Source organism: Actinokineospora alba (assembly GCF_004362515.1).
Lineage (GTDB): Bacteria > Actinomycetota > Actinomycetes > Mycobacteriales > Pseudonocardiaceae > Actinokineospora > Actinokineospora alba.
Genome location: NZ_SNXU01000001.1, coordinates 5,834,033 through 5,846,625, shown reverse-complemented (window position 1 = coordinate 5,846,625; position 12,593 = coordinate 5,834,033). Strand labels below are relative to the sequence as shown.

The window sequence follows — 12,593 nt, the reverse complement described above, 5'->3', positions numbered from 1 at the left end:
TTGCTAAGCCCCCCCGAAGGGCAGACGATCAAGGTCGGCACGCTCACCGACGCCCCGCCCGTGGTGTTCCTCAAGGACGGCCGGTTCACCGGGTTCGACAACGAGTTGCTCCGCGCCGTCGCCGAGAAGCAGGGCATCAAGGTCGAGTTCGTCGGGGTCGAGTTCGCCACGCTGCTGGCCAAGGTCGCCAACGGGCAGGTCGACCTCGGCAGCTCGTCGATCTCCGCGACCGAGAAGCGCAGGCAGACCGTCGACTTCACCGACGGTTACGAGATCGGCTACACGACCGTGGTCGGCAGGCAGGACACGGCGGTCACCGGCGTCGAAGGGCTCGCGGGCAGGCGGGTCGGGGTCGTGCAGGGCACCGTCCAGGATGAGTTCGCCACTGGGAAGGTGCCCGGCGCGCAGGTCGTGCGCTTCCCGGACTACAACTCCGCGTTCGCGCAGCTGAAGTCCGGGGGCCTCGACGTGTGGATCGTGCCGCTCGACATCGCGGACAAGTACATCGCCAACAACGCCGACTTCCCGCAGAAGGTCGTCGTCAAGCGGGCCGACACCGAGGCGCCCGCCGCGTGGGCGGTGCGCAAGGGCAACAACGCGTTGCGGGACAAGCTCAACGCCGGTCTCGCCGCGGTCATCCAGGACGGGACCTACGCGAAGCTGCACGAGCAGTTCCTGCCCGGCACCCCGATCGCCGACGACTTCAAGCCCAAAGCCCAGTGACCGAGACCTTCTTCAGCTGGTCGCACATCGCCGAGGTGCTCCCGGATCTGCTGCGGACCGGGCTGGTCAACACGCTGATCCTGGCGGGCGCCTCGGCGGTGCTCGGCACCGTCCTCGGGCTCGGGCTGGCGATCATGGGCCTGTCGTCGACCCGGTGGCTGCGCTGGCCCGCGCGGGTCTACACCGACCTGTTCCGCGGCCTGCCTGCGATCGTGACGATTCTGCTGATCGGCCAGGGCCTGGCGATCGCGGCCCGGCCGGTGTTCGGCACCGACCCGTACCCGCTGGGCATCCTGGCCCTGAGCCTGGTGGCGGCGGCCTACATCGGCGAGATCTTCCGTTCCGGCATCCAGAGCGTGGACCGCGGCCAGCTCGAAGCTGCCCGTGCGCTGGGCATGACCTACTCCGCCGCCATGGGGAAAGTTGTGGTGCCACAGGGGATTCGCCGGGTCCTGCCCGCGTTGGTCAATCAGTTCATCGCCCTGATCAAGGACTCCAGCCTGGTCTACTTCCTCGGCCTGCTCGCCGACCAGCGCGACCTGTTCCGCATCGGCCAGGACGCGGCGGCCAACTCGGGCAACCTCTCGCCGCTGGTGGCCGCCGGGCTGGTGTACCTGGCGATCACCGTGCCGCTGACGCACCTGGTCAACCACATCGACCGCAGGCTGCGCACCGGCCGCCCGGTCCAGGGAGGTGAAGACGATGACGCTGACGTCCCCGCGCTCGCCGTCCGGGCTTGAGATCGACGATGTCCACCTGTCATACGGCCGCACCCGCGTTCTGCGCGGCGCGACCCTGTCCGTCGAGAGTGGACGGACAACGTGCGTGATCGGCCCGTCCGGCTCCGGCAAGTCGACCCTGCTGCGCGCGGTGAACCGGCTGACGGAACCGGATTCCGGCGACATCCGGCTCGCGGGGGAGAGCGTGCTCGACCTCGACCCGGACCGCCTGCGCCGCCGAGTGGGTATGGTGTTCCAGCAATTCAACCTGTTCGGGCACCGCACGGTCCTGGACAACCTGGTGCTGCCATTGCGATCGGTCCGCAAGCTGTCCGCCGCGGCAGCGCAGGCGGTCGCGTTGGACCGGCTGGCCGAAGTGGGGCTGGTGCACAAGGCAGACCACCGGCCGTCCGCGCTGTCCGGCGGCCAACAGCAGCGAGTGGCGATCGCCCGCGCGTTGGCGATGGACCCGGAGATCATCCTGTTCGACGAGCCCACCAGCGCGCTGGACCCGGAACTGGTCAAGGGTGTGCTGGAGCTGATCGCGGAACTCGCCGGGCGCGGGATGACGATGGTCGTGGTCACCCATGAGATGGGGTTCGCCCGCGAGGTCGCGGACACGGTCGCGTTCATGGACCAGGGGCGGGTCGTGGAGACCGGGGCGCCGAGGCAGGTCTTCAGCTCCCCGGAAAGCCCCCGCCTGCGTGGGTTCCTCTCCCAGATCCTGTAGGTCGACGGCAGTTGTCGGTGGGCGGGGTTAACGTGACCTCTGGCAAACATCCGACCAGCAGAGAAGGCGTCGTGACCACGCTGACAGATCGACCCAACACCGCCCTGATGGTGATCGACGTCCAGAACGGCGTCGTGGCGGGCGCGCACCATCGCGACGCCGTTGTCGCCAACATCGGCGCGCTCGTCGACAAGGCCCGCGAGGAGGGGGTGCCAGTCGTCTGGGTTCAGCATTCCGACGAGCACCTGGAGAAGGGCAGCGAGGCCTGGGACTATGTCCCGGAGCTGGCCCGCCAGGAGTCCGAGCCACTGGTGCACAAGGAGTTCGGCGACTCCTTCGAGGACACCGACCTCGAAGAAGTGCTGGCAGGGGCGCGGGTGGGACGCCTGGTCGTCTCCGGGGCGCAGACCGACGCCTGCATCCGGTCCACCATCCATGGCGCCTTCGTGCGCGGCTACGACGTGACGCTTGTCGGTGACGCGCACACGACCGAGGATCTGACCGAGTGGGGCGCTCCGCCGCCGGACAAGGTCATCGCGCACACGAACCTGTACTGGCGGGGCCAGTCGGCCCCGGGTCGCAGCGCCGCCGTGACGGCGACGAAGGACGTCACGTTCGCCGGGGAGTAGAGCCTGAGACGGCGGTGGCCTGGACGACCACGAAAGTCGTCCAGGTCACCGCCTTCGGTCAGATCAGTGTGCCGCGGGGTTGACCACCGAGATGGTGAGGTCATCCCCGGCGTCGCCGGTCACGGTGACCTTGACGCCGTGGCCTGCCACCTTGACGCTGCCCTGCGGGTTGGCCGCGCTGTAGTAGGCGTCCGGGTTGGTGTCGTCGAAGACCGGGATGGCCGGACCGGCTGGGGCGCAAGCCTCCTGGGTCACCACCGTCTGCGTCTTGCCCTTGCCGGACAACGCTTCCTTGTGCAGGCAGGTCGCGTCGGTCGCTTCCAGGCCGAAGGTCGCGTCGAACGGCTGGCGGCGGTTGCTCGGGCGGGTGCCGTCGGCGTAGCTGAACGGCGCCGGGCGGGCGTCGACGACCATGGCCTTGCCGCTGCCCGGGTGGATGCCGACGTTGTTGTCCTCCATCGAGTCGTCGACGTACCAGACGAGCATTCCGTTCTGGTACTTGAAGAACTCGACCCACTCCGGCGCGGTCAGGCCCTTGCTGAACTGGTACGGCCCGGTCGCCAGCAGCGCGTCGGAACCGGCGTACTCGCGGTTCTCCACCAGGTAGTACCGCTCGAACGTGCCCGACTCGGTGCCGGTCGAGATCTTCCACGCGCCGTTCGCGGTCCACCCGTTGGCGCCCTGTTCCACGGTGTCGGAGAACAGCGTGGTGCCGCCGGACTTGATCGCGATGTCGTCGAGGAACGCGCCGGCGAAGTGGATTCCGCCGTCGGTCTGGTAGCGGAAGCGGATCAGCGACTCCTTGCCGTCGGCGGCGTAGGAGTAGCGCAGGTCGGTCCACCGGCCTGACGAGTCACCGTCGACCGCGGCGCCCGCGCGGATCCAGTTGGCCCCGCCGTCGAGGGAGTACTCGGCGAACAGGTAGTCGAAGTCCGCTTCGATTTCGTACCAGGCCTTCGCGGTCACGGTGATGCGCGAGGCGGCCGGGACCGACCGGGTGATCGACTGGTTCAGGTTGTCCGCGGAGCCGGTCCACCAGGCGTTGGCGCCGGACGTGGGCGTGGTGTACGTGGTGCTGGAGTTCTTGTCCGGCAGGTTGATCCGGACCGCTTGGTCCTTGCCGGTGACCTGGAACTGTGCCGGGTTCAGCGTGTACTGGCCGGACGCGCCGACGTCGACGGTGCTGTGGTCGAGCCAGCCGAGGAACAGCTTCTCTTCGGCGCCCATCAGGCCCGGCTGGGTGCCGATGCCGTCCGTGCCGCCGTGGCCCAGCCACGAGCCGGAGCTCATGAGGGTCCAGAACGCGGTGGAGTTCTCGCCCGCGCCGGAGGTGTCGTAGAAGTCGGGCAGGCCGTGGTCGTGGCCGAACTCGTGGCAGAACACCCCGAGGCCGCCGTTCTCGCCTTCGGTGGTGTAGTCGCCGAGCCAGTACTTCGACCCGCCGATGCGCGCTCCGCCCGCCTTGTTGGCCTCGGCGCCGACCTGCGGGCCGGTGAGGCCGAAGTCGTCGCCGTTGACGTACCAGCGGTGCGACCAGATGGCGTCCTCGCCCTGCAGGCCGCCGCCCGCGTCCTCGCCCTCACCGGCGTGCACGGCCTGGAAGTGGTCGATGTAGCCGTCGGCCTCGTCGAAGTCGCCGTCGTGGTCCCAGTCGTTGCGGTCCCACACATCGAACTGGGCGAGGTAGGCGTCGATCTCGGCCGGGGTCTTGCCCGCCGCGAGCTGGGAGTTCCACCAGGCGTCGCCGCTGTCCTGGATGAACGCCCAGGAGCCGCCGTTGTCCTCGATGGCGTTGTCGCCGTAGTAGGAGGCGTTGTTGGGGACCTTGACCCAGTCGGTGACGGTGTTGGTCACCGAGTACTTGCCGCCGGAGAGCGCCTCGTAGTAGGTGCGCATGGACTCGCCGGAGCCGTTGAAGAACTCCTCGTAATACGCCTTGTTGAAGTCCGGCACCCAGGTCGTGGAGTTGTCCTTGGCGCGGTCGGGCTTCGGGATCTGGTTGTGCAGCGGGCCGGGAACACTGCCGTAGCGGCCGGAGCTCTGCTCGCCGAACTCGGCGAGGATCGTGAAGATCTTGTCTGGCGCACGGTGGTCGTCTCGACGAACTTGCCGGGCGCCATCTCGACCACGCCTCTGGCGTTGGGCTTGGCTTTCCCCTTGGCCACCTTCTCGATCGCCTGCTGACGCAGCTTGGTGCGCTGCTTGGTCAGCGGTCCGGGACGGTTGTCCGCACGGTGCCCGGCGTCGGCCAAGCTCTGCGGCGCGGTGTCGTCCGGCGGTGTGGAGCCGGTCGCGACGTGGAGTCCGGCGGCCATCAGTGCCGCTGCCGCGGTGCCGATCAGCACACCCGATGCGAGTTTCTTCACAGGCGGTCCTTAGCTGCGCAAGTTTTCCCAACGAAGGTCGGTTGACGACCGGGCCGGAGTCTTGCATAGGAACCCACGCATGCATGTGTCCCGCGTCACATGTGACGGCTGGCTAAAGCGGGTCGGCGAAGGTGTAGCGTCGCTCGATTTCGGCGTCGCAGGCCGTGATCGCCTGGCTGAGCCGGTGCTCGTGATCTCCGGTGAGCAGCACCCACGGCACGCCGCGAGCGCGCAGTGCCCGGACGAATCGGGCGGTCATCCACTCGCGCAGGTGCTCACCGTCGCGCCAGCCGTCTTGCTCGAACGGGACGCCGACGTGGTCGGTGAGCAGGTACAGCGCGGGCCGCCGGTCGCCGACCGCGGCCATGATCTCGGGGTGCTCGCCGCCTAGGTAGCGCTCGCCCCAGACGGTCGCCGCCCAGGGGTCGTTGTCGCACACCAGCACCGGGCCGGTCGCCGCCGCGTCCTCGGCCACCGCTTGCCGCCGGGCGACGTCGATGAAGTCGCCGAGTGTCCACACCAGACTCTCCAGGGTGGCGTCCGGGCCGGTCAGCGCGATCGCCGCGGCGAGCTTCTCCTCGGTGTGCAGCCTGCCGTGCTCCGGCACCCAGGGTGCGCCGTAGTGCTCGGCGAGGGCCTTCGACAGCGTCGTCGTGCCGGTGGACTCCGCGCCGACCACGACGATCCGGACGGCGAGTCCCGCGCGGGTGGCGGGCGCCAGGAACCGCCACTGGCCGACGGGATCGGCGCGCACGGCGGTGCCCGACACGGGGAACCGGACGCGGTCCAGGTCGACCAGCACGTGCTTCGCGTCGAGCCGGGCGGCCAGTTCGGCGCCGTAGTCCTCGCTGGTGAACACCGCGTCGACCGGGGCCCCCGACGGGTCGCCATCGGCGATGGCGCGGCGGGCCAGCACGGACCGGATCACACCGACGTGCAGGTCCCACACCGCGTCGTCGTGAAAGTCGACCGGGTGGTCGTCGAGGTCGCCGAGGACCGCGACACCCCGGTCGCCGGCGTGTTCCGCGGCGATCCAGCGGACCCGGTCGGCGATCGACAGCGACTCCACGCTCGACCCGAGCACGGCCACCGTCGTCCGCTCCGCCGCCCTCGCGGCGGACCGGATCAGGTGGTGGTGCCCGGCGTGCGGCGGGTAGAACTTGCCGAGGACCAGGGCGTGCCGGTAGGTCACGCGGCCACCAGGACGGGGGAGCGCAGGTCGGCCCGCCACGCCCGCAGCCCGACGACGCACAGGGCCATGAAGCCGACATAGAGGATCGAGGTGAGCCAGAGGCCCTTGTAGGCGAGGAGCGGCACGTAGATGACGTCGGCGGCGATCCACAGCCACCAGCACTCGACCTTCTTGCGCGCCTGACCCCAGGTCGCCAGCAGCGACAACACGGTGGTCACCGCGTCGGGGAAGGGAACGGTGGAGTCCGTCGCGACCACGAGGATCCAGGTCAGCGCCGCGGTCGCCGCGACACCCACGGCCGCGATCGTCCGCCACTGTGTCGGCGTAGTGGTGGAGACGGCCAGCGTCGAGTGCCGATCGCCGCCGCGCAGCCACGCCCACCAGCCGTACGCCGCGAGCCCGAGGTAGGCGACCTGCAGCCATCCGTCGGCGTAGAGGCCCGCGGTCATGAACAGGGCGAAGAACGCGACGTTGTTGGCCATGCCGATCGGCCAGTTCCACGCGTTCTGCCGGGCCACCAGCCACACGCACAGCGCTCCGGTCAGGAACCCGATCACCTCCATCCAGGAGGTGGGCGCCCCGAACAGGATGAAGGCGGTCGCGCGTAAGGGAGCGAGGACCTGGTCGAGGGACACGCGGGCTCCGTTCGGTCTTTAGATGCCGCCTAGATGCTGCGCAGTACCGAGACGACGATGCCCAGGACGACCGCGTTGTCCCCGTCGATGACGTCGTACTCCGGGTTGCGCGGCTCAAGATAGACGTGTCCGTTGCGGCGGCGGTAGACCTTGACCGTGGCCTCGTCATCGATCATCGCCGCGACGATCTGACCGGAGTGGGCCTCGTGCTGCCTGCGCACCACGACGATGTCGCCGTCGCAGATCGCGGCGTCGATCATCGACTCGCCGCGCACGCGCAGCCCGAAGACGTCACCGCGCCCGGTGAGTTCGCGCGGCAGGGTCAGGGTGTCGTCGAGGTGTTCGTCGGCCGTGATGGGCGTCCCCGCCGCGATGTGGCCGACCACGGGCACCGACACCGAGTCGGCCGCGGGCGGCCGTGACGGGTGCTCGCGCAGGAAAACGCGCACGTCCATCGGCCGCGACACGGACGCGCCGCGACGCAGAAACCCGCGCTCCTCCAGGCTCGCCAGGTGCTTCGACACCGACGACGAGGACCGCAGGCCGACTGCGTCGCCGATCTCCCGGGTGCTCGGCGAATACCCGTGCCGGACCACCCAGTCCTGGATGGTGGCGAGGATCCGCTGTTGACGCGGGGGGAGGGTCGAGGTGTCCAGGTGCTCGAACGCACCGAAGTCGTCGTAGGCGGTCACTCCGGAATCGTACGGGCCTGGATCATGAGCAGGTCGATCAACGCGCCGCGCGGTCGTCCAGCCGTGCTTCGAGTCCACTCCGGACAGCGGGCCACTCCTCGGCGGTGACCGAGTAGACGACGGTGTCCCGCAGGGTGCCGTCCGTCCGGATCTTGTGGGCGCGCAGGACACCTTCGCGGGTCGCGCCGAGCCGTTCGATCGCCCGCTGCGACCGCTCGTTGCGGAGGTCGGTGTGCCAGCCGACGTGCAGCGCGCCGAGGTGGTCGAACGCCCACCGCAGCAGCATCAGCTTCGCCTCGGTGTTCAGCGCGGTCCGCTGCCACCGCGCGCCGATCCAGGTGTGGCCGATGTAGAGGCCGCGGTTGCGCTCGTCGATCTCGTAGAACGACGTGGTGCCCGCGACCTCGCCGGTGACCGCGTCCAACTGGACGAGGGGGAGCCGGGTCGGGTCGGCCAAGGCGGCCGCGACCATCCGCTCGGTGTCGGCGAGGGACTGGGGTTGGCGCGTGCTGAGCCAGGTCCAGATGCTCGGCTCCTTGCCCGCCTCGAACAGGCCGGGGCAGTGGCGCTCGGTGAGCGGGGCGAGGTGGACGTAGCTGCCGGTGAGGGTGGGTCGGTGCTGCCAGTCGTTCACGCCACCGACGCTAGGGGCGGCAGGTGGCCTTCCAGTATGGCCACCGCTGCGTCATTTCAGCAGTCCACTTGGTCGGTCATCGCCGTCTGCCGCTGAAGTTCGGTCCGCGCAGCGCGTCGTAGAGGGCGAGCACGTTGGTGCTCACCGCGTCCAGGCGCGGGGACGCGGGTGGCGGCGGGTCGCGGGGCGCGCGCTCCTCGCTGACCGCCGCGGCGATCTCGTCGAGGGCGGCCACGATCCGGTCGACCTCGGCCCGCCCGGGCGGCGCGGACCCGTGCGCGCGATCGACGGCGACCCCGGTGACCGCGTCGGTGATCCGGTCCAGCCCGACGATCGCGGGCCACCACGCCGCCGCGTGCCTGCCCGCCCGAGAGGGCTCGGAGATCAGCCGCTGCGCCTGGACGCGCAGGTCCGACAGCTCGCGGTAGGTCTTGCGGCGGGCGGCCGACCAGTCGCCCCGGTCGTCGCCCAGCGCGCGGCCCGCGTACCCGGCGAGGGTGCGGGTGACGGCGGCGATCTCGGTGCCGAGCCGCGGAGTGCGGCTGCCGGGCCAGAGCAGGTAGCCGAACAGCAGCACGATCGCGCAGCCCGCGGCGGTGTCGACCAGCCGGGCGGAGACCAGCGACCAGCTGCCCGCCTGGCCGAGGTCGAGCTGCATGATCACCAGCGGGGTCACGAAGATCGAGAACAGGCCGTAGTTGCGTGCCTGCCCCACCGGCAGGAGCCCGGCGAACAGCGCCGCCAGGGCCACCAGCGCCCAGCCGCCCGGATTCACCGCGAGCACCGCCGCGCCCAGCACGACACCGAACACCGTGCCGACCGCGCGCTGCACGGCCCGCGCGAAGACCGAGCCGAAGTCCGGTTTGAGCACCAGCGCGACGGTCAGCGTGACCCAGTACGACCGGTCCAGCTGCAGTTGCCGTGAGGCCACTTCGGCGAGCCCGACGCAGAACGCCAGCCGCGCGGCGAACCGCCACGTGGCCGGTCCCGGCCGCAGTGCGTCCAGGTATCCGGCGAGTCGCTCGCGCCGGTCGGGCCGGGTCCGGTCCGCGGGCGGGGGCGGGGGTGCGCCGCCGAGTTCTCGCACGACCCCGCGCAGCGCCACGGCCAAGGGGGAGTCGTCGTCCAGGTCGAGCCGCGGCGCGGGCACGTCCTCCTGGATGGCGGCGCCGATGGCGATCACCGCGTAGACCAGGGCTCCCGGCGGCGGGGTCCGCTTGTTGTGCAGTGCGACAGCGGCCTCGACCACCGGCGTGGTCTCCGAAAGCAGCACGAACAGCCGCCGGTAGTCGGCGTCGCGTCCCTCCAGCCCCGACCGCGCGGTCACCAGCGCGTCGTGGGCGTCGTTCATGGCCGCGGTGAGCCGCTGCCGGGCGAAGCCCGATTCCCGGGTGCCGACAACGGCGAGCAGGTCGGCCAGTCGCGAGTAGACGAACGCGAGCGCGGCCCGTTCGGGGACGGTCGCCCGCACCGGCCAGGCCGCGATCGCGAGGAACAGGGTCCATGCCGCCCCCAGCACGAACCACCCGGTCGCGGCGACGGGATGCCAGACGCCTGCCTGTCCGGTGCCGAGCACGCCGAACACCAGGAGCATCAGGCCCGCCGCGGACGCGTTCGCGCCGATCGAGGACACCACGGCCGAGATCGCCGCCAGCGCGACGACAACCGCCGCGGCGATCCACCCATGGCTCGCGGCCAGCCCACCGACGAGGAACCCCGCCGCGCCCGCCACCGCGGAGAAACCTATGCGGCGCAGCCGGAACCGGTACGGGCCCGATCGTGCCATGAACGTCGCGCACAGTGCTCCGAGCGAAGCCTGCACACCGAGATCGAGGCGGCCGAACGCCAAACCGACGGCGATGGGCGTCGCCACGGCGAGCGCTGCACGGGCCGCGAGCCGCCAGTCCGCCGGTGCGGGCCGCAGCCGCGCCAGTTGCCGCAGCCAGTGCGGCGCCGCCACGTCCCGAAGTGGACGCGGACCCTCCGGTGTCTCCACATCCGACACGCTAGTCGGCGACAGGGCCCGACCTCGGCCCCAAGTGGGCGACGCCATGTCCGCATCGAATGCAAGATGTCTTCACGTATGTCGTGACTTCGCGCGCGAATCAAAGTATAACTTGTTCTCACTCCTACGAGAGTGGTGAACGTCACATGACAAGTGAAACGAGTAGCAGCAACGACTATAAGCAAGTCTCCCGACGCGGGCTTCTAGCAGGAACAGGTTCCATTCTTGCCGTCGCGGCGCTTGGTGGACGCGCGGGTGCGTCCACCGCGGTCCACGTGCCCGCTCTGGTCATCGGCACCGGATACGGGGGAGCGGTCGCCGCCCTGCGTCTCGCCCAGGCGGGTGTCGACGTGCGCATGGTCGAGATGGGCATGTCCTGGGACGCCCCGGGTCCCGACGGCAAGATCTTCGCGAGCACGGTCAAACCGGACTACCGCTCCTTCTGGCTGCGCACCCGGACCAAGCAGCCCATCAACAACTTCCTGGGATTCCCGCTCGACAAGGACGTTCCGCGGTACACCGGGATACTCGACGCCGAGGAGTTCGGCGGCATCACCGTCTACCAAGGTCGCGGCGTCGGCGGAGGGTCCCTCGTCAACGGCGGCATGGCCGTCACGCCCAGGCGGGAGAGGTTCGCGGCTGTCCTCCCCTCGGTGAACGCCGACGAGATGTACGACCGCTACTTCCCGCGAGCCAACGCCGGGCTCGGCGTCAACCATGTCGACGTGGCCTGGTGGGAGACGGCCGACTGCTACCAGTTCGCCCGAGTCGGCCGCAAACACGCCCAGCGCTCCGGCTTCGCGTTCGTCTTCGTGCCCAACGTCTACGACTTCGACTACATGAAGCGGGAAGCGGCCGGGGCGGTTCCCAGGTCCGCCTTGGCGGGCGAGGTCATCTACGGCAACAACCACGGCAAGAAGACCTTGCGGCAGACCTATCTCGCGCAGGCCCTCGCCACAGGCAAGGTCACCATCTCACCGCTGCACAAGGTCACCTCGGTCGCGCCCGCCGCTGGGGGCGGCTACACCGTCGTGATGGACCGGCTCGACACCGGTGGCGGCGTCATGGAGTCGGTGACCATGACGGCGGACAAGGTCTTCTTCGCGGCGGGCAGCGTGGGCACCAGCAAGCTGTTGACGAAGCTCAAGGCCACCGGCGCCTTACCCGGCTTGAACGACGAGATCGGCAAAGGCTGGGGCGACAACGGCAACGTCATGTGCGGCCGCGCCAACCACATGTGGGATCCGACCGGCAAGGTCCAGGCGGCGATGCCCACCGCGGGCATCGACAACTGGGACGCGGGCGGCGCGTTCGCCGAGGTCGCGCCGCTGCCCACCGGGATCGAGACCTACGCCTCGCTCTACCTGTCGATCACGAGGAACCCGAACCGCGCGGCGTTCTCCTGGAACGCCGCGACCGGCAAGGTGGACCTCGACTGGCAGACCGCGTGGAAGCAACCGTCCATCGACGCGGCCAAGAGCATCTTCGACAAGATCAACGCCAAGGAGGGGACGATCTACCGCACCGATCTCTTCGGCTCGTACAAGATCTGGGGCGACCACCTCACCTACCACCCGCTCGGCGGCGCGGTGCTGAACAAGGCCACCGACAACTACGGCAGGTTGCACGGACATCCCGGCCTGTACGTCATCGACGGCGCGCTGATCCCCGGCAACACCAGCGTCAACCCGTTCGTCACCATCACCGCGCTCGCCGAGCGGAACATCGAGAAGATCATCGCCACCGACCTGTGAGCGTCACGCCGGTTGGCTGGAACTCCGTCGCACCAGGACGAACCACACGACCCCGGAAACCACGTGCATGGCCGCGAGGGTGGCGGAAGTGCTGGTCGAAGCCTCCACAGTGAACGGCGACACCGTCGTGAGCAGTCCGACCGCCAGCCCCAGCCACGCCACTGCCGTCCATCCGCGCCTGCCCCACCGCGTGGTCAGCGCCAGTGTCGCGGTGCCCAGCGCGAAGGGGACGACGGTCCCCAGTGCGACGATCACGACGCCGATCTCGATCGCCTCCGTCGCGCCTGGCTGGAGGACGGACATGTCCGCGCCCGCCAGCCGTCCGATCACCAGGGCCAGCAGATTGCCCAAGCCCGCCGCGATCGTGGCCAAGCCTCCGATGTTCAGCGCGCCACGGACGGTCTGGGACCGCGGAGCGGCGGTAAGGACAGACATCTTGACCTCCTAGAAGATTGACCACCTCAAGCAACTGGCGCCAGCGTGGCACAAGTAGTTGAGGTCGTCAAATATTGAG

The 12,593-nt window shown here is 69.7% G+C and carries 12 protein-coding genes; 5 read left to right on the top strand and 7 right to left on the bottom strand.

The window, feature by feature from the left end; genetic code table 11:
• The 4 genes from C8E96_RS26680 (at position 1) to C8E96_RS26665 (ending at position 2,801) form a co-directional block, all read left to right on the top strand.
• Entirely contained in the window at positions 1–723 is a 723-nt protein-coding gene (locus C8E96_RS26680) for an ABC transporter substrate-binding protein (protein ID WP_166658133.1), read from the top strand.
• Complete coding sequence (locus C8E96_RS26675; protein ID WP_091369749.1) at positions 720–1,463, top strand: amino acid ABC transporter permease; 744 nt, start codon at positions 720–722, stop codon at positions 1,461–1,463. The genes C8E96_RS26680 and C8E96_RS26675 overlap by 4 nt, the downstream gene beginning before the upstream one ends.
• The gene (locus C8E96_RS26670; RefSeq protein WP_091369747.1) at positions 1,426–2,172 is read left to right on the top strand and encodes an amino acid ABC transporter ATP-binding protein; all 747 of its coding nucleotides are present in this window, start codon (positions 1,426–1,428) and stop codon (positions 2,170–2,172) included. Before C8E96_RS26675 ends, C8E96_RS26670 begins: the two co-directional genes overlap by 38 nt.
• Positions 2,173–2,243: 71 nt before the next feature.
• On the top strand, positions 2,244–2,801 hold the full coding sequence (locus tag C8E96_RS26665; protein WP_091369746.1) for a cysteine hydrolase family protein: 558 nt from the start codon (positions 2,244–2,246) through the stop codon (positions 2,799–2,801).
• A 63-nt stretch (positions 2,802–2,864) separates the two neighbouring features.
• Here C8E96_RS26665 and C8E96_RS26660 read toward each other — a convergent pair whose 3' ends face one another.
• The 6 genes from C8E96_RS26660 to C8E96_RS26635 all read right to left on the bottom strand — a co-directional run bounded on the left by C8E96_RS26660 (position 2,865) and on the right by C8E96_RS26635 (position 10,316).
• Complete coding sequence (locus C8E96_RS26660; RefSeq protein ID WP_228769639.1) at positions 2,865–5,234, bottom strand: immune inhibitor A domain-containing protein; 2,370 nt, start codon at positions 5,232–5,234, stop codon at positions 2,865–2,867.
• A gap of 45 nt (positions 5,235–5,279) precedes the next feature.
• Positions 5,280–6,359: an AAA family ATPase gene (locus tag C8E96_RS26655; RefSeq protein ID WP_091369744.1), complete on the bottom strand. Its 1,080-nt coding sequence runs from the start codon at positions 6,357–6,359 to the stop codon at positions 5,280–5,282.
• Positions 6,356–6,994 (bottom strand): nicotinamide riboside transporter PnuC, encoded by a 639-nt coding sequence (gene pnuC, locus C8E96_RS26650; protein WP_228769638.1) that lies wholly within the window; start codon positions 6,992–6,994, stop codon positions 6,356–6,358. The genes C8E96_RS26655 and pnuC overlap by 4 nt, the downstream gene beginning before the upstream one ends.
• 29 nt (positions 6,995–7,023) lie before the next feature.
• Positions 7,024–7,686 (bottom strand): transcriptional repressor LexA, encoded by a 663-nt coding sequence (lexA, locus tag C8E96_RS26645; protein ID WP_091369742.1) that lies wholly within the window; start codon positions 7,684–7,686, stop codon positions 7,024–7,026.
• 37 nt (positions 7,687–7,723) lie between these two features.
• Complete coding sequence (locus C8E96_RS26640) at positions 7,724–8,320, bottom strand: GNAT family N-acetyltransferase (RefSeq protein ID WP_091369741.1); 597 nt, start codon at positions 8,318–8,320, stop codon at positions 7,724–7,726.
• Between the two features lie 76 nt (positions 8,321–8,396).
• Positions 8,397–10,316, bottom strand: a complete 1,920-nt coding sequence (locus C8E96_RS26635; RefSeq protein WP_228769637.1) for an FUSC family protein — start codon at positions 10,314–10,316, stop codon at positions 8,397–8,399.
• A gap of 155 nt (positions 10,317–10,471) precedes the next feature.
• Here C8E96_RS26635 and C8E96_RS26630 point away from each other — a divergent pair, with 155 nt between their 5' ends.
• Positions 10,472–12,079 carry a GMC oxidoreductase gene (locus C8E96_RS26630; protein ID WP_091369737.1) on the top strand — a complete coding sequence of 536 codons (1,608 nt, stop codon included), beginning with the start codon at positions 10,472–10,474 and terminating at the stop codon, positions 12,077–12,079.
• 3 nt (positions 12,080–12,082) lie between these two features.
• On the opposite strand, the gene C8E96_RS26625 is transcribed toward C8E96_RS26630, so the two are convergent.
• Positions 12,083–12,514, bottom strand: coding sequence for a DUF6069 family protein (locus tag C8E96_RS26625; protein WP_091369736.1), 432 nt, complete (start codon positions 12,512–12,514; stop codon positions 12,083–12,085).
• Positions 12,515–12,593 lie beyond the last annotated feature (79 nt).